Source organism: Kitasatospora azatica KCTC 9699, assembly GCF_000744785.1.
Taxonomy (GTDB): domain Bacteria; phylum Actinomycetota; class Actinomycetes; order Streptomycetales; family Streptomycetaceae; genus Kitasatospora; species Kitasatospora azatica.
This window is the reverse complement of record NZ_JQMO01000003.1, coordinates 2,929,084-2,944,720: the sequence shown is the minus strand read 5'-3', so window position 1 is coordinate 2,944,720 and position 15,637 is coordinate 2,929,084. Positions and strand designations below refer to the sequence as shown.

Below are 15,637 nucleotides of genomic sequence, written 5' to 3'. Positions count from 1 at the left end.
AGGTTTAGCCCTCGATCGGGCGGTCGGCGTAGACGTGCAGGTGGTCGCCGTAGAACGGGTCCAGCCGCAGCCCGTGGTCGATCATCCCGAGCCGGGCGGCCACCGCGCGCGAACCGGTGTTGTGCGGGTGGATCCAGGCGAAGACCGGCAGCTCGGGCGTGTGCAGTCGGGCGGCGTCCAGCGCCGCGGCCGACAGCTCGGTGGCGTAGCCGTGGCCCCAGTGCGCGGTGTCCAGCCGGTAGTAGAGGTTCCAGTGCCCGCGCCCGGTGAGCTGCACCCCGCCGACGCCGACCACCGCGTCGTCCGAGCGCCGGCGGGCGGTCCAGTAGCTCAGGCCGTCCGCCCAGCGCGCGGCCGCCCGCTCGATCCAGTCCTGGGTCTTGGCCGGCTCGGTGTGGCGCCCCTGCGGCAGGTGGCGCCACGTCCCCGGATCGGAGTTGATCGCGTACAGCGCGTCCAGGTCCGCCAACGAGACCGCGTGCAGGTCGAGGCGCTCGGTGCGGACCAGGCGCAGGGAGTCCGTGGTGTCGGTCATGCCGTGAGCGTACGCACCAACGCGCGGCGCCCACCAGGTGATTTGTCGACCCCCGGCAGGATCGGTTGGACCGGCTCTAGTCCGAGACCCCGGCCACGGCGTTGACCTTCTCGATCCGCAGCCGGACCAGCAGCTCGCCCGGTGGTCGCCGAAGCAGGGTGGTCGCCGAAGCAGGGTGGTCGCCGAAACAGAGTGCTCAGCCGAAGCTGGGCCGGTCGGTGCCCCAGCGGGTCGGGCCGCTCGCCCACTCGGTCGGCGCGCCCCGGTAGCCGATCGGCGGGCGGGCGTGCCGCAGCAGGCCGTAGGGGCCGGCCGTCTCGGTGAGGTACGGCGCGGGGTCGAACTCCGGGCCCGGCTGGTCGGCGGGCAGTCGGCTGCTCATCAGCCAGTGCGCCGTTCCCGCGAGCGAGTAGCGCAGCTGGGTCCCCTGGGTCCCCCGCGCGCTGCGCTGACGCTCCGTCAACGCGCGCAGGACGCCGGCCGCGATCAGGTACCCCGTCCCGTGGTCCAGCGCCTGGGCGGGCAGCACCCCGGGCGTTCCCGCCGCATCGCCCTCCAGCGCGGCGATCCCGCAGCCCGCCTGCACCAGGCTGTCGAAGCCCCGCCGGCCGGCCCACGGCCCGGTCCAGCCCCAGGCGCAGAGCTGGACCAGCACGGTGCCGGGCAGCTCCTCGGGGGTCAGTCCGTAGCGGTCCAGCGCGCCGGGACGGTAGCCGGTGACCACCACGTCGGCCGCTTCGGCCAGTTGCCGCAGGGTGTCGAGGTCGGCGGGAAGGTCCAGGTCGAGCAGGGTGGAGCGCTTGCCGAAGCCGGTGTCGGCGTGGGCGTCCTCGCTCTCCGGCAGCCGTGGCGAGTCGACCCGCAGCACGTCGGCGCCGAGCAGGGCGAGGGTGCGGGTGGCGACCGGTCCGGCGATCACCCGGGTGAGATCGAGCACCTTGACCCCGGCGGCGGGCAGTTCGGCCGGCGCCAGCAGGCGAGGGGTGTGCCCGGGCAGCGGGCGCCGCTCGACCAGCGGGTGCGGCACGGCCGACGGCGCGGGCGGGACGACGGCGACGGCCAGGCCGCCGGCCGCGTAGACGGTCTCCTGCACCTCGACCGCCGAGCGCCCGGCGAGCTCCTGGCCGAGCCGCTCGGCCGACGCGTCCTCGGGCAGGCCGAGGGCGGCCAGCAACCGGGCGCGGTGGTGCGGGTAGTTGGCGTGGGTGCGCAGCCGGCCGTCGGCGGTGGGCCAGAAGCCGGAGTGCGGCGCGAAGGTGGTCAGCGCCCGCCCGTCGATCCGCAGGTGGCGCTCGCTGACGAAGGCCGCGGCCACCGCGCCCTCGTCCACCAGGACCGGGCGGACGGGCTCACCGGTCCGGGCGGCGAGCAGCTCGGCGGCGGCGAGCGAGCAGGCGGCGACGGTCGCCCGGGCCAGCCGCCGCACCGGGAGCCGGGACGGCAGCACCCCGGGCAGCTCCCGGTGGCCGACCAGCTCGAGCAGCTCCGGCGCGCCGCCCAGCGCGGTCCAGGCGCCGATGGTGAACTCGTCCACTTGTCACACTCCTGTCGTCCCGTGTGTCAGAGAGATGACCGTACCGACAGCACCGGGGAGAGCAGACAGATGCGGGAGCAGGCGCACGAGCAGGAACAGGAGCAGGACTGGCTGGCCCGGCGCTTCGAGGCCGACCGCAGCCATCTGCGGGCGGTCGCGTACCGGATGCTCGGCTCGGTCAGCGAGGCCGACGACGCCGTGCAGGAGGCCTGGCTGCGGCTCAGCCGCTCGGACAGCAGCGAGATCCAGAACCTCGGCGGCTGGCTGACCACCGTGGTGGGCCGGGTCTGCCTGGACATGCTCCGCTCGCGCCGCTCCCGCCGCGAGGACCCGCTGGACTGGCTGGACTCACCGGCCGAGGTGCGGATGCCCGATCCGGTGATCACCGGCGAGGAGAGCGTCAACCCCGAGTACCAGGCGCTGCTCGCCGACTCGGTCGGGCTGGCCCTGCTGGTGGTGCTGGAGACCCTGGCGCCGGCCGAGCGGCTCGCCTTCGTGCTGCACGACATGTTCGCCGTGCCGTTCGAGGAGATCGCCTCGATCGTGGGCAGCTCACAGGCCTCGGCCCGGCAGCTGGCCAGCCGGGCCCGGCGCCGGGTGCGCGGGGCGACGCCGGTTGCGCAGCCCGATCCGGGCCGGCAGCGCGAGGTGGTGGACGCCTTCCTGGCGGCGGCCCGCGGCGGCGACTTCGAGGGGCTGCTCGCCGTGCTCGACCCGGAGGTGCTGCTCCGGGCGGACGACGGGGGCGGCGCCGCACTGGTCCGTGGGGCGAGCGCGGTGGCCGCGCAGGCGCTGCTCTTCTCCCGGTTCTCGCACCACTCGCGCCGCGCGATCGTCAACGGCGCGGCCGGGCTGGTCAGCGCGCCGGACGGGAAGGCCTTCTCGGTGCTGGCGTTCACCGTGGCGGACGGGCGGATCGTGGAGATCAACCTGCTCGCCGATCCGGAGCGGCTGGCCCGGCTGGACCTGGCCGTGCTGGACTGAGCCGCTCCGACCGAACCGCTCCGACGGAACCGCTGCGACCGAACCGCTCCGACCGAACCGCTCCGACCGAACCGCTGCGACCGAACCGCTGCGACCGAACCGCTGCGACCGAACCGCTGCGACGGAACCGCTGCGACCGACGCGGGCTACCAGTGCGCGGGCCGGGTCAGCCGGCCCGGCAGCCTGGTGCTCGGATCGCCCTTGGCCGCGTTGACCTGTGGCTGGGTGAGGAAGAACGCGCCGGTCAGGTCGGCGCCGGCCAGCTGCGCGTCCCGCAGGTCCGCGCCGATCAGGTCGGCATCGCGCAGGTCGGCGCCGGTCAGGTCGGCGGCGATCAGGTACGCGCCGCGCAGGTCGGCGCCGCGCAGCTCGGCCTTGCGGAGCTTGGCGCCGATCAGGTCGGCGCCGCGCCGGTTGCGCTTCTTGCCCGGCACCTGGGCCCGGACCAGTTCGCTGGTGCGCAGCAGCAGCAGGTTGACCTGCTGCCGGTGGCCCGGCACGTCGAGCCGGGCCAGCTCCTCGGCGCTGCCCCCGGTGAGCGCCTCGGTCCGGGCGAGCAGCTCGCGCAGGTCGGCGTGGACCGGCTTGGCGGGGGCCAGGGTGAGCGCCTCGTTCAGGTACCAGAGCAGTTCGTGCAGCTGGCGCATGACCGGGAAGACCTCGAACATCTGCTGCGCGCTCTTCGGTTCCCGGCGCCAGTCGGTGCCGCCGAAGGTGCCCTGGGAGAGGTGCTGGCCGGCTCCGAAGCAGTCGTAGACCGTGCAGCCGTTGAACCCCTTCTGGCGCAGCTGGGTGTGGATCCCGCAGCCGAAGTCCTCGCGCAGGTTCCGGCAGGGCTTGCCGGCCTCCTTGTTGATCGCGAAGTCGGCCGAGGCGGTGAACGGCAGCGCCACGCAGCACAGGCCGAAGCAGCTCCCGCAGTCGGCCGTCAGGCTCAGCCGGGTCTCGCTCACGGGTTCCTCTTCCACTTCCACTCGATCGTCGGGCATCCGACCGAGGCTACCTTGCCGCGACGGCTCGCAGCTCCCGGATCAGGGCCCGCACGGCGAGGGTGCGGGCCAGCTCGGGGGTGGTGACATAGCCGACCGAGCGGGTGGGCCGGGCGGGGCCGGCCGCGCGCGCACCGGTCGGGGTGGGTCGGGCGCCGTGGCGGCCGCGGTCGAAGAGCACCGCGCCGATCTTGCGTTCGCAGGAGGTCACGGCGTGCGAGACGGCCGACTGGGTCAGGCCGAGTTCCTCGGCGGCGGCGGCGGTGAAGCTGCCCCGGCGCTCGACGGCGACGAGGATCCGCAGTTCGCGGACGGCGAGATCGGTCACCCGGCCCACCGTACCGTTCCATGAGCGCGGCTCATGGAACGGTACGGCGCCCGGACCTGACCGTGGATCAGAGCTGGTCGGGGTGCGGCGCGTAGCCGGGCTGACCGGGCTGACCCGCGTACGGGGCCTGCGGCGCCTGGCCCGGGTAAGGCTGGGCGGGCGGGGCCGGGTAGGGCTGGCCCTGCGGAGCCGCCTGCTGCGGGAACGGCTGGGGAGCCGCCTGCTGCGGGAACGGCTGCGCCTGGCCCGGGTACGGCATCGGCTGGCCCTGCGGCAGCGCGCCCTGCGGCACCTGGCCGGGGTAGGGCAGCGGCTGGCCCTGCGGGGCGAGCTCGAACGGCTGCGAGCCGGGGTCGATCGATCCGGGCGGGAACGCGGCGCTGAGCTGGTCCAGCTCGGCGCGCCAGTACCGGTGGATGTTCAGCCGCTTCGGCTTGGTGTCGGTGGGCAGCTGCAGGTACATCGAGCTCCACACCGTCGCCCGCTTGACCCGGCTGACCGGGAAGCCGTTGCGCGGGAAGACCGCGACGACCTCGCCGGGCCGGTTGGTCCAGCGGTTGGCGTTGTTCACCACGACCGAGCTGCTGGTGAGGGTGAGGAAGTAGAACTTGCGGGTCAGCGCGACGATCAGGCCGACCGCCGGGATCTCGTCGAAGATCGCGTTGAGCCACGGGCTGGGACCGGTCTCCACGTGCACGCAGGCGATGAAGGTCTCCCCGGGCGGTGCCACCTGGGAGAGCTTCTCTATGACCTGAGCCTTCTGCTTGGCCCGGCGAATAGCCATGAATTCCGTCCTCTTGCCCCGTCTTGTCCACCGCCTCCAGCGCGGTGAAATCGGCTGAGATTAGCAGGTCTTGATGGTGCTTCGAACGGCAGTGGGCCCCCGGTGCCGGGTAGGCGCCGGGGGCCGTTCGGGCAGGTACTACCCGGGCTGCTGACGCGGGTGCTACCTCATGCTGCCGGCCATTGCGTTGACCAGGGTGCCTGACGGGTCGTCGGCCTCCAGGGAGTAGGCGAAGATGCCGCCCAGGCCCTTGCTGGTGGCGTACGACCCGCGCGCCGCGATGGCCTGCGGGGTGTCACCGGTGAAGAAGTTGGTGCCGTCGTAGATCCACGAGCTCTGCGTGGTCGGGTCCCAGTGCACGTTGGCCGCGGCGGTCTTGCCGGTGGCCACCAGCTCCTTCCAGAACGCCACGCCGGCCGCCTGGCTGGTGCTCTGCGCCGCCGAGGCGCCGGTGGCGCTCTGGTAGAGGCCGTTGGTGGAGCCGGCCGGCACACCGGTCCAGCCGCGGAAGTAGAACGGCACGCCGAGCACCAGCTTGGCCGCCGGGTAGCCGCCCTTGATCCCGTAGGCGGCGTCGCCGTTCAGGAAGGCGTTGACCGCGTTATCGACGGTGTACTTCTCGGTACCCGGGGCGACCGCCTTGCTCGGATCGTTCGGGCTGTTGTACAGCGGGTCCTGCAGGTTGGTCGGGCCGGTCGCGTCCCGCCGTCACGCTCCTCAAGGGGCGCTGTCTCAGGGGGCGTCGAGCGGTGTGGGACCGCTCGACCTGCCGCGCGGCGGTGGCGCGTTCGGGCATGGTCGCTCCAGTCGGTCACGCCCGGGTGGGTGGGGGCCCGAGCGCCGCGTGGGGGGGTACCTGGGCCCGGCCGGGTGCGCACCCGACCCGCCCTGCTTCCGCGGATTGGCGCAGAACGTATGGCCTGCGACCTGCCCGGGTCAACAGGTCTGTACCAATCCGCAATCTGAGAAAGCGCCGGACCGGGCGCCCGGCTCCCGGCTACGCTGGGTGAATGCCGATCGGACCGCTGCCTTCGCTGCCCAAGTTCCGTACGGATCTGGTCACTCGGCGCCTGTGCGCCACCGCGCACCTCGACCCGTGGTTCACCCGCGAGGTGCTGGCCGAGTACGCGGAGGACGGGCTGCAGGCCGTGGGCCTGCCGGTCGGTGTCAATGTGATCGCCCTGGTCCGCCATGCCCGGCTGTCCGAGTCGAGGCTGCTCCGCCGGGACCGGGCGCTGGCCGCGCTGCTCGCGCTCCTGCTCGCCCTGCTGGCGACGGTCGTGCTGAGCCTGTCGGCCGGTCGGACACCGGTGGCGACCGGCGCCCTGGCCGGGGTCCTGGCCGTCTTCGCGGCGGCGCTGGTGGTGGTGCACCGGGCGCTGTGGAGCGCCTGGCAGCTGGCGCTGGAGCTCGGCGACGGCCAGCAGTCGGCCCTCGCCCTGGCCCCGCCCGTGGACCCCGCGCTGGAGCAGCGACTGGCCTCGCTCAAGCGCGTCAACCTGGTCGTCTACCACGAGTCGGTGGCCGCCCAGAACCCCTTCGTCGGCAGCGGCTGGCGGATCTCCGAGACGGTCTGGACGCCGATCAACGTCGGCCGCCCCGCCAAGGACGCCGCCGGCAACCCGCAGACGCCGATCCCGTTCACCGCCGCCGACCTGCACGGCCAGGTCGCCCGAAGGATCGCCAAGGCGAGCGGTCTCGACGGGCTGTCGGTCCGCAACCGGCTGTACGTCAAGGGCCACTTCGTCTCCCAACTCCCGGGCGCGCTACCCGATCCGACCCAGCGTCCGCTGTCGGTGATCGACAGCGACTGGGTGAAGGCCGGCGCCGCCCAGCCGACCAGCGGCCTGGAGACCTACCTCTGCCTGCGCGCCATCGGCGAGGGCGGCAAGGTCGTGGTGTCCATGCACGCCCGCGCCCAGCTGAACCACCCGCTGCTCACCTGGGAGATCAACGCCTACGTGCTGCCGCCGCTGGGCACCCGGTTCCTCCGGCCGAACCGGCTGGTGGCCGGGCCGCTCAGGCTCCGGTTCCGGGCCGCCGAGGACGCCCTGCGCACGACCCCCGGGCTGCTGTTCGGCTCGGCCCGGGCACTGCTGCGGCGTTCGCTCGACACCGCCTCCGGCGCGCGGGCGCTGGAGAAGACCCGCCGCGAGATCCGCAAGGGCTACGCCAGTTACGACTACGGCACCACCAACAGCCTGCGCGAGCGGGCCGCTTCCTGGACCCAGATGGGCTTCGCCGAACGCCGGGACGCGGCAACGTACTTCAAGCTGATGGTGCAGGCGGTGCTGAGCTCCACCCAGGAGTTCCTGGAGGCGCACCGGATCGACACCTTCGACCTGGACGCCCAGCAGCAGCAGATCATCACCACCCAGACCACCATCTTCAACGGCAACATCAGCCAGTCGGTGATCGGCGGCGCCAACAACGTGCAGAACAACCAGGGGCCGGTGGCACCGCCCGGCGGCGGATCCAGCTCCGGCCAACAGTCCGGCGCCGCCGCACCGGCGGCCACCCCCTGAGCCGTCCGACCAGCAACTCGACGACCCTCTCACCCAGGAGCAAGTGATGTCCGACGGCGACCAGTTCACCTTCAACGGCAACGTCAGCCAGTCCGTGATCGGCGGCCACCACAACGTGCAGAACAACCACGGCGCGGCCGACGGGGTCAGCGACCTCCAGCTCGCCGCCCAGCTGCTGCAGCTGCTGCGGGCGGACTCACCGGCGCTGGTGCCCACCGCCGAGGCGGTCCACGCCGAGCTGGAACAGGCGGCGCAGGACGGAGCCGAGCCCGACCGCGGCCGGCTGCGCGGCTTCCTGGACCTGATCATTCGCGGCGTGACCGCGGGCACCGCCGCCGCCACCGCCGCCGAGGGCCTGTTCAGGGCGCTCGGCGGCTGAGCCCGGTGGGCCTGACGGCTGGTCAGCCCACCTGTACCAGCGCCTCGGCACCGCCGCCGAGGTCGACCAGCAGACCGTCCCGCAGCGGAACCGTGCGGCCGGGCGCGACGGCGAGCAGGCTGCCGTCGCTCTTCCGGCTGGTCCACTCGGTCCCGGACCGGTTGGTCAGGCCGAACCGGCCGGGCCGCTGCGGGTTCTCGCCGAGTTCGGCGATCACCGCCGCCGCGGTGAAGTCGTGCCGGGTCGGCTCTCCCACCAGGTGGTGCCTGAACAGCTGGGCGCCGCGGCCGAGCCGCACGATCCGGGTGACCCGCGGACTGCTCGTCGTCACCAGCAGCTTGGGCGGGAGCACCAGGGTGCGACCGCAGGACCAGCAGGTCCCGGGCACCGCGCCGGCCGGCTCCGTCATGTTCGCCCGCCCGCAGGCCGCGCAGTCCACCATGGTGTCCAGCACCTGGCTGAGCGCGTCCCGCCACTGCGACTCGCGCACCCGGCGGCCCGGATCGCGCAGTCCTTCCACGAAGTTCTGCTCGAACAGGCGACGCAGCACCAGGGGCGTCGCCGCCCAGGTCGCCAGCACGGTGGCCTGCTCGATCGGGTCGGGGCGGTTGGAGGCGTCCTGCGGGTCGAAGACGAAGATCGGCTGGGTGCCGTAGAGCCGTCGCTCGGCCGCCTCGTCCTTGCACTTGATGCCCAACTCCAGCCTGCCCTCGAGCGGGTGGTGGTTCATCAGCAGCATGAAGAGCAGCACGGCGAGCGAGTGCAGGTCGGTCTGGGTGCGCGGCATCGCGCCCTGGTCGCCGCGGACCAGCTCGGGCGCCATGAAGTTCATGGTGCCGGTGATGCCCGAATCGGCGCCCTCGGGAACGGCGTTGTCGTTGTCGCAGATCAGCACCGAACCGTCGGCCGGGTCGAAGAAGACGTTCCCCCAGGAGATGTCGCGGTAGGCCACGCCCTGGGAGTGCAGCGCCTTGTATCCCTCGACCATGTGCACGCCCGCGGTGAGCAGCGCCCGGGTGGTGGTCTTCAACTGGCGCCGGAACAGCTTCGGCAGACCCTGGTAGCGGTCCGGCCGCAGCCCCATCAGGTAGCCGAAGAGGCCGTCCTGGCCGACCACCACCTCCTCGGGCCAGAGGAACCGGGTGTCGGCGAAGCCGCGGGCCACCAGGTCCTCGACGATCTGCCGCTGCCGGGGGCTGGCGCTCTCCGGGTAGTACCACTTGAGCGCCCGGTCGCCCCGCTGCGTCCGCACCTGGTAGACCTCGCCCTGGCCGCCGGCACCGAGCAGCCCCAGCACGGTCACGGTCCCGCCGGACTCGGTGGCCAGGGTCGCGCCGGTCTCGAGCATGCCGTTACTCATGAAGGGTCCTCCGAACTGCTGGGTAGATCCTGGCGGTACACGCTGTCGTCGGGCTCCTCGACCGGCAGGCCGGCGCGGCGGTCGTACCAGGCCGCCACCAGGGTGGTGTCGTCGCCGGAGTAGGTCGCCGCCTGGCTCAGCCACTGGCCGAGCTGCGCCCGCACCGGCCCCGGCCCGCCCTGCTCGAGCCGCTGGTACAGCCCGGTGGCGAACTCCTCGAACCCCGACTGGTCGGCGAAGCTCTTGGAGAGCCCGTCGGTGGAGAGCATCAGCAGGCCTGGCGGCTGCGCGGCGCCCGCGATCGGCGACCAGTGGACCCGGATCAGCTGGGCCGCGTCCCGACTGCACAGCGAGTCGGTCTCGTCCCCGAGCTCGGGCTGCTCGGGGGCGAGCGGCAGCAGCGGGCCGGTGCCGTCCAGGTTCACCAGGGTCAGCTCGCCGTCGCCCAACTGCCAGGCCACAACCAGCCCGGGGGTGATCACCGCGCCCAGCAGGGTGCTGCCGTAGGGCACCAGGTCCCGCCGGCTCGGCTTCTCGCCGGCTGCCGGAGCCGGCCGGCCCTCCAACGGGTCCTCGCGCAGGTCCTGGGCACACCGCTGCTCCCAGGCCCGGACGATGTTCCACGGCATCCGCTGCTGGGCCTGGGTGCGCAGTTGGGCCAGGGCCGAACCGCCGTCCAGCGCCAGCCGGGCGAACTCCGCGGCCAGTTCCAGGAAGACCTCGACGGCGAACTTCGCGCCCTGGTGGCTGCGGGTGTGTGCCGCCGAGCCGTGACCGTCGGCCACCGCCACCAGCACACCGAACGACCGCCCCACGCCGCCGTCCACCCAGTCCTGATAGCGCGCCTTCCGGGGGCCGCGCACACCGCAGGTCAGCAGCCGCCAGTGGGGCTTGGGAGCGGGTCGTGCCGGACCGTCCGGGTCGTCACTCCCGTGCTGCGGCGCCACCGCTGTCACCAGACATTGTCGTCATCGTCGTCCGCTGCCACCGTCGGCGGCGCGTACGGTCCGTAGCCGGCGCCGGTGCCGGCGTCCGCGTTGGCCACCGGCGCGGAGGCCGCCTTGATGGCCACCGTGGAGGCCCAACGGATCGCCGCGGCCAGCGCCTTGGGGCTGTTGGCGTCCAGCGGCTCCAGCTCGGGGTTGCCGAGGAACTCCTTCAGCTGGGCCCGGTCGGCGTCCTCACCGATCGCGATGGCCACCCGGACCGCCCGCTTGCCCCACGGCGTGGCGTCGATCGCCCGCAGCCCGGCCCGCCAGTCGTCGGTCGGCTGGCCGTCCGACACCAGTGCCAGCACCGGCTTGAGCGCCCGCGAGGGCATCGGCGGGATGTCCAGCTCACGCGCGACCAGCTTGAGCGCCTCGCCCAGGTTGGTGGTGCCGTCCGTCTTGACGTCCTGCCAGCGGAAGTCGTGGATCGGCGTGGCGTTGGGCTGCAGCCAGCGGGCGGTGGAGGAGAAGGTCAGCACTCGGACCAGCAGGTCCGCGGACGGATTGTCCTGGGCCACCGACTCCATCTCCGGCAGCGCCTCCCGGATGGCGTAGTTCAACGCCCCCAGCTTGCCGTTGTAGTCCATGGAGTACGAGCAGTCCAGGATCCAGAAGAAGTGGACCGGTCGGGTCGCCATCGGACCGCCGGGCATGTCGTTCATGGTGTTCGCTCCCCTCGAAGTGGCGACGGACCGCTCAGCTGGTGTAGGTGACGCCCAGCAACCAGGCCAGGGCCAGGGCGCCGAGTCCGGCCACCGTGGCGGCCAGGACGAACAGCACCAGCACCACCCGTCGTTGGCGCGCGACATGCGCTGGAACGTTCACTAACCGCCTCCTCGGGCGCCCCAAATGTAGCGTAGAACTGAGTTGTCGTCAGAGTTTCGTCACAGCTCGTCACTTGGCCTTCGTCGTGCTGTTCGCAGACCGGACGCGCGTTCGCAGACCGGTCCGCGCGAGCAGCCAGAGCACCGGCTCCACGGTCTGCCGCAGCTCGGCCGGCTGCGCCTGCGGACCGGTCGCCGCCTGCGAACTGACCGACCAGTACCGGCTGCCGCCGAAGTCGTGCTGCAGGCCCTGGACCAGGTTGCGCAGCCCGTTCTCGGACAGCCACTCCCGCACCTCCTCCGGGCGGATCCGCGGCAGCGTGCCCAGCCCGTCCAGCACGTCCCGCTTGGTCACCACCACCGCCACCGGCGTGCGGCGCCGACGCGGGGACATCGCGCCGAACTCGCCGACCAGCCGCTCGTAGGTGTCCATCGGCGACTCCAGGGCCGGCCGGGCACGCTGCGCCTGGCTCTCATCCGGGCCGTTCAGCGTCCGCCGGACCTCGCTCTGGGCCAGCACGTCGCAGATCAGCAGCAGGCCGTCCGCGTGGGCGAGGTAGCGCTGTTCGCGCAGCGACTCGGTGCGGCGCAGGCTCTCGCCCATCGGGTCGTAGAGGTAGAGCAGCCGGCGGCTGCGCCCGCGCGACAGCCGCAGCAGGAAGGCCTGTGGGAGCGGCTCGTTGGTCTTGTTCACCCAGTCGCCGGCCGCGAGCTGCTGCTCGGCCCGCTCGTAGCGGTCACGGTCCGCGTCGGCGGCGAAGTCGACCTCGATGCCCGAGTTCGCGGCGGCCGAGCGCAAGGCGGTGACCACGGCCATCAGGAACATGGTCTTGCCCGCCGAGTCCGCGCCGATCAACGGCAGGTGCACCAGCCGGGCGGCGCCCAGCTCGGCCGGCAGCCCGCGAGCGCAGTGCGGACAGGAGGCGGTGAGCCCGCCCCGGCCGTGCAGCGCGCTGGTGGGCAGGGTCCGCCCGCACTGGCAGACCCGGCGGAGCACCCCGTACCGGCCCGGTCGCAGAGCCCGGTGCTGCCGGGCGCAGCCCGGGCACTGGTACGTCGGCAGCGCGATCGCCTCCCAGCACCCCGGGTAGGGGCAGCGCAGCCGGATCCGACGCACCCTCAGCCAGGCCCACTCCAGGGCGCGCAGCCCGCCGGCCGTGGCCGCCACCAGCAGGGTGGCCAGCCCGAGCTGGACGGCGAAGAGCAGCACCATCACCAGGGCGACCACGGCCGCCAGTGCGGCGCCGACCACCGCACCGATCGCGATGCCCGCCCCGATCAGCCGGACGACCTTGCGCCCCAGCCAGTTCTTGAACGGGAGCTGGTTCTTGTTCCGCGACTGCATCAGCCGCCAGGCCGTGGCCGCCAACCAGTCGGCGGCCAGCCTGCGCCACCAGGCCTTGAAGCCGCTCCGGACGGCGCTGACACTGTCCACCCAGACCTGCCGCCACCAGTACGAGGCGTGGGCGGGCTCGCCGGTGCCGCCGGGCAGCGGCACCCGGCTGTCAGCCCGGCCGGCCTGCCACGGGCCGATCCGGCGCCCGGCCGCCTGGGCCAGCGCGCCGTAGAACTCCGGCCCTGAACGCACCGCGACCAGGGCCGCGGTCAGCCCGACGATGCCGCCCAGCAGCAGCCCGGCGTTCTGCACGGTCAGCCAACTCGGAACGCTCACCGGTCCCCCTCCCGGTCGCGGCGGGCGCCGCCCTCGGCCCGGCCGGACCGCGGTGCCAGGTCGGCGGCGCGCCCCTTGGCGCCGCCACCCGGCGCCGGTTCGCCGGCCCGCCCCTTGCCGAGCCACCGCCCGAGCAGCCCCGACCGGCCCTGCTGCCACCAGGCCTGCCAGTGCTCCGTCCAGGAGCCGAGTGCCGGCACCGGGTAGGGCGCCCGCGCCACCAGCAGCTCGACCCGGCCCACCTCGTTCGGCGACAGCGCACGCAGCGCGGGCCGCAGCACCTCGGCCAGCAGCTCCTGGCGCACCCGGTCCCAGCTGCGCGAGACGCCCGGGTAGGACTGCCAGGCGACGAAGCAGGCGGCCGGGTAGTGCGGTCCGGAACCCAGCCGCTGCTGGGCCACCCCGGCGCCGGCCTGCTGCCGGTAGGCGGCGAGCACCGCCTCGTCGCCGCTGTACGCCAGGTCCGTGATCTCCTCGTAGAGCAACACCTCTGGCACGCCGTCCCCGTGATAGCCGGTCAGTCCGCTCTGGCCGCTGAGCAGCCGCTCGGCCAGCACCGCCGCGAGCCGCTCGGCGATCCCGGGCTCGACCGGCTCGGCCGCCTTCCGCAACGCCAGCGCCCGTGCGGTGAAGCCGAGTTCGATCAGGCCGGCCTTCACCTGACCGGCGTACGAGAGCACCTGCAGGGCGGCTCGGTCGCGGGCCGGCAACTCACCCGGCGGCAGCGCCGCGAGCAGCTCCGCCGCCAGCTCGGGTGCCTGCGCCTCGGTGGCGGCGCTCCGCAGGGCCACCTCGGCCAGCGCCGGGCCGAGCCCGGTCTGCCGCAGCATCCCGGTGACGTCACCGGCCGCCGGTACCGCCCCGTACCCGGTCGCGGCTCCGGTCGCGGCTCCGGTCGCGGCTCCGGACGAGGTGAGCGCCAGCACCTGACGCGCCTCGGCGGCCTGGGGCCGGCCGCTCGGCCAGGTCAGCCGGTAGAGCGTGCGCAGCAGCAGGGGATCGTCGGCCGCCAGGCCCACCGTCGACAGGTCGAGCAGGCGGAACAGCAGTGCGAGCCCACTGTGCCCGCCGTCCCGGCGCGCCTGTCCGGCCGCCCGGGCGGCCCGCAGGTGCGGGTGGTCCGCCAAGTCCGCCCAGGCCCAGCCGTCCGGCAGGCCCCGCCGGCCCGGCTCACCCGCCAGGGCGGCGGCCACCGGCCACGGGTCGGCCTCCCGGGCGATGTCGTTCAGCCGGTCGAGCACCCCCGCGCGCAGTCCGGCGCCGGCCGGGCCGGCGAGCAGCTCCGAGACCTGCCGCAGCGCCGCGGCGTCCCCGGAGACCAGCGCCGTCGCCAGCCGGGCCGCCAGCCGCTCGGGAGCCGCCCCGGCGTCGATCTGCAGCTCGGCCGCGAGCTGCAGCAGCCGCAGCACCCGGTCCAGCGGTGTGCCGACCTGGCCGAGCTCCGCCCGCAGGTCCGGGCCCAGCTCGGCGGCCAGCACCTGCCGGGCCCCGGTGCTCAGCGGCAGCGCCCACTGCTCCCGGCCGGGCGGCGCGGCGGGGGCGTAGGCCACCGCCCGGGCGGCCGCGACGGCGAGCGGGTCGAGCACCCGGGCCGAGCGCCCCGCCGCGAGCAGCGCGGCGCCGAGCCTGCCGTACCGCTCCACGCCCACCCCGGCGCCCGGCTGGGCGCCGCCGTGGGCCGACAGCCGCTGGACGAAGGCCTCCCAGAACTCCTCGCCCAGCAAGGCCGCGTGCCCGCAGGCCCAGTCGACCGCCGCGGCCAGCGCGGGCCCCGCGAGCGGAACACCCGCCTGCAGCGCCAGCGCCGCCAGCGGCCCGGGATCGAACTCCGCCGTGCCGAACTCCGCTGCCCCGAACCCTGCAGCCCCGACTTCTGCAGCCCCGAGCTGCTCCGCCCGCAGGAACAGCACGGTCTGGCCGGCCAGCCAGACCTCGGCCGCCACCTGGGCCCACAGGTCCGCACCGGCCGGGCTGGACGGCCCGCCGGCGCCGTGGTGCACCCGGTACTGGTGGTTCAGCTCGGCCGGGGTGAAGCCGAACTCGGCATCCGTCCGGATCCCGATGACCATGTGCTTGGAGCGGTAGGGGCGACGGGTGTAGGTGGTGAAGGTCAGCTCCGCCGCGCGGCGCCCGGGCAGCGCCCCGCTGGCCAGTGCGATCCAGCGGGCCACCGACTGGGCGTCCTGCTCCACCAGGACCAGCTGCGGCCCGGGCGGATCGGCGAACAGCGCGCGGACGTCCGCCAGGAACGGTGCCAGCTCGGCGGACCGCTGCCGCGCGAAGCCGCAGAGCACCTCGCGCCCGAAGCTCCGGCCGACGGACAGCTCGGCCAGCGGCTCCGGCGGCCCGGCCGGGGTCCGGGACTGCCAGGAGGGCGACTCCCAGGCCTCGATCGGGCGGATCGGCAGCGCCGCACCGCGCGGCAGGTGCACCCCGTGCGCATGGAAGTTGCCGTACCGGCCGGTGTAGTCGGCTCCGGTGTAGACCGTCCGGCTGAGCAGCGTGCTGCCGTCGGGCAGTCGGGTGAAGGCGAGGGCCACCGGGAAGGCGTCCAGCTCGTCCTCGGTGGGCCGCCCCGGCGCGTCCCTGGGCGGCTCGTAGCCCAGCACCGGCTCGGCCAGTCGGAGCGTCTCCTCGGTGAGCTCCGGGCTGACCGAGGTGAACCGGAACCCCGAGCCGTCCGGACCCGGCGGGGCGGAGGTGTAGTGGATCTGACGCAGCGTCACGTTGGCTC

At 73.9% G+C, this 15,637-nt stretch carries 14 protein-coding genes and 1 pseudogene; 3 read left to right on the top strand and 12 right to left on the bottom strand.

Annotated elements, in window-relative coordinates:
- Nucleotides 1-4: 4 nt before the first annotated feature.
- Nucleotides 5-535 carry a GNAT family N-acetyltransferase gene (locus tag BR98_RS23785; RefSeq protein WP_051970128.1) on the bottom strand — a complete coding sequence of 177 codons (531 nt, stop codon included), beginning with the start codon at nucleotides 533-535 and terminating at the stop codon, nucleotides 5-7.
- A 196-nt stretch (nucleotides 536-731) separates the two neighbouring features.
- Complete coding sequence (locus tag BR98_RS23780; RefSeq protein WP_035847404.1) at nucleotides 732-2,069, bottom strand: CoA transferase; 1,338 nt, start codon at nucleotides 2,067-2,069, stop codon at nucleotides 732-734.
- 69 nt (nucleotides 2,070-2,138) lie between these two features.
- On the opposite strand from BR98_RS23780, the gene BR98_RS23775 reads away from it, so the two are divergent.
- Nucleotides 2,139-3,053 carry a sigma-70 family RNA polymerase sigma factor gene (locus BR98_RS23775; RefSeq protein ID WP_035847403.1) on the top strand — a complete coding sequence of 305 codons (915 nt, stop codon included), beginning with the start codon at nucleotides 2,139-2,141 and terminating at the stop codon, nucleotides 3,051-3,053.
- 146 nt (nucleotides 3,054-3,199) lie between these two features.
- Here the strand turns inward: BR98_RS23775 and BR98_RS23770 are convergent, their stop codons facing one another.
- The 4 genes and pseudogenes from BR98_RS23770 to BR98_RS23755 form a co-directional block, all read right to left on the bottom strand.
- Entirely contained in the window at nucleotides 3,200-4,042 is an 843-nt protein-coding gene (locus BR98_RS23770) for a pentapeptide repeat-containing protein (protein ID WP_051970127.1), read from the bottom strand.
- A gap of 109 nt (nucleotides 4,043-4,151) precedes the next feature.
- Nucleotides 4,152-4,370 (bottom strand): annotated as a pseudogene (locus BR98_RS23765) (LysR family transcriptional regulator); the annotation flags it as partial.
- A 67-nt stretch (nucleotides 4,371-4,437) separates the two neighbouring features.
- A complete protein-coding gene (locus BR98_RS23760; RefSeq protein WP_035847399.1) occupies nucleotides 4,438-5,154 on the bottom strand; it encodes a hypothetical protein in 717 nt (238 codons plus the stop codon).
- Nucleotides 5,155-5,316: 162 nt separating this feature from the next.
- Nucleotides 5,317-5,835 (bottom strand): glycosyl hydrolase family 18 protein, encoded by a 519-nt coding sequence (locus tag BR98_RS23755; RefSeq protein ID WP_267886126.1) that lies wholly within the window; start codon nucleotides 5,833-5,835, stop codon nucleotides 5,317-5,319.
- A gap of 329 nt (nucleotides 5,836-6,164) precedes the next feature.
- On the opposite strand from BR98_RS23755, the gene BR98_RS23750 reads away from it, so the two are divergent.
- Both BR98_RS23750 and BR98_RS23745 read left to right on the top strand, forming a co-directional pair.
- Nucleotides 6,165-7,679: a hypothetical protein gene (locus BR98_RS23750; RefSeq protein WP_035847398.1), complete on the top strand. Its 1,515-nt coding sequence runs from the start codon at nucleotides 6,165-6,167 to the stop codon at nucleotides 7,677-7,679.
- Between the two features lie 46 nt (nucleotides 7,680-7,725).
- Nucleotides 7,726-8,058 carry a hypothetical protein gene (locus BR98_RS23745; RefSeq protein WP_035847397.1) on the top strand — a complete coding sequence of 111 codons (333 nt, stop codon included), beginning with the start codon at nucleotides 7,726-7,728 and terminating at the stop codon, nucleotides 8,056-8,058.
- Nucleotides 8,059-8,080: 22 nt separating this feature from the next.
- On the opposite strand, the gene BR98_RS23740 is transcribed toward BR98_RS23745, so the two are convergent.
- The 6 genes from BR98_RS23740 to BR98_RS23720 form a co-directional block, all read right to left on the bottom strand.
- Nucleotides 8,081-9,418, bottom strand: a complete 1,338-nt coding sequence (locus BR98_RS23740) for a protein kinase domain-containing protein (RefSeq protein ID WP_035847395.1) — start codon at nucleotides 9,416-9,418, stop codon at nucleotides 8,081-8,083.
- Nucleotides 9,415-10,365 (bottom strand): protein phosphatase 2C domain-containing protein, encoded by a 951-nt coding sequence (locus BR98_RS23735; protein ID WP_083977588.1) that lies wholly within the window; start codon nucleotides 10,363-10,365, stop codon nucleotides 9,415-9,417. Before BR98_RS23735 ends, BR98_RS23740 begins: the two co-directional genes overlap by 4 nt.
- 5 nt (nucleotides 10,366-10,370) lie before the next feature.
- A complete protein-coding gene (locus BR98_RS23730) occupies nucleotides 10,371-11,045 on the bottom strand; it encodes a vWA domain-containing protein (RefSeq protein ID WP_035853653.1) in 675 nt (224 codons plus the stop codon).
- Between the two features lie 58 nt (nucleotides 11,046-11,103).
- Complete coding sequence (locus BR98_RS42095) at nucleotides 11,104-11,232, bottom strand: hypothetical protein (protein WP_267886089.1); 129 nt, start codon at nucleotides 11,230-11,232, stop codon at nucleotides 11,104-11,106.
- 69 nt (nucleotides 11,233-11,301) lie between these two features.
- Nucleotides 11,302-12,903 (bottom strand): TRAFAC clade GTPase domain-containing protein, encoded by a 1,602-nt coding sequence (locus tag BR98_RS23725; protein ID WP_051970123.1) that lies wholly within the window; start codon nucleotides 12,901-12,903, stop codon nucleotides 11,302-11,304.
- Nucleotides 12,900-15,629, bottom strand: a complete 2,730-nt coding sequence (locus BR98_RS23720; RefSeq protein ID WP_035847394.1) for a GTPase-associated protein 1-related protein — start codon at nucleotides 15,627-15,629, stop codon at nucleotides 12,900-12,902. Before BR98_RS23720 ends, BR98_RS23725 begins: the two co-directional genes overlap by 4 nt.
- Between the last annotated feature and the right edge of the window lie 8 nt (nucleotides 15,630-15,637).

Excerpts from the sequence above, each read along its gene's own strand:
- BR98_RS23785 (WP_051970128.1), bottom strand. The coding sequence starts at position 535 with ATGACCGACACCACGGACTCCCTGCGCCTGGTCCGCACCGAGCGCCTC.
- BR98_RS23775 (WP_035847403.1), top strand. The coding sequence starts at position 2,139 with ATGCGGGAGCAGGCGCACGAGCAGGAACAGGAGCAGGACTGGCTGGCC.
- BR98_RS23760 (WP_035847399.1), bottom strand. The coding sequence starts at position 5,154 with ATGGCTATTCGCCGGGCCAAGCAGAAGGCTCAGGTCATAGAGAAGCTC.
- BR98_RS23750 (WP_035847398.1), top strand. The coding sequence starts at position 6,165 with ATGCCGATCGGACCGCTGCCTTCGCTGCCCAAGTTCCGTACGGATCTG.
- BR98_RS23770 (WP_051970127.1), bottom strand. The coding sequence starts at position 4,042 with ATGCCCGACGATCGAGTGGAAGTGGAAGAGGAACCCGTGAGCGAGACC.
- BR98_RS23730 (WP_035853653.1), bottom strand. The coding sequence starts at position 11,045 with ATGGCGACCCGACCGGTCCACTTCTTCTGGATCCTGGACTGCTCGTAC.
- BR98_RS23740 (WP_035847395.1), bottom strand. The coding sequence starts at position 9,418 with ATGAGTAACGGCATGCTCGAGACCGGCGCGACCCTGGCCACCGAGTCC.
- BR98_RS23745 (WP_035847397.1), top strand. The coding sequence starts at position 7,726 with ATGTCCGACGGCGACCAGTTCACCTTCAACGGCAACGTCAGCCAGTCC.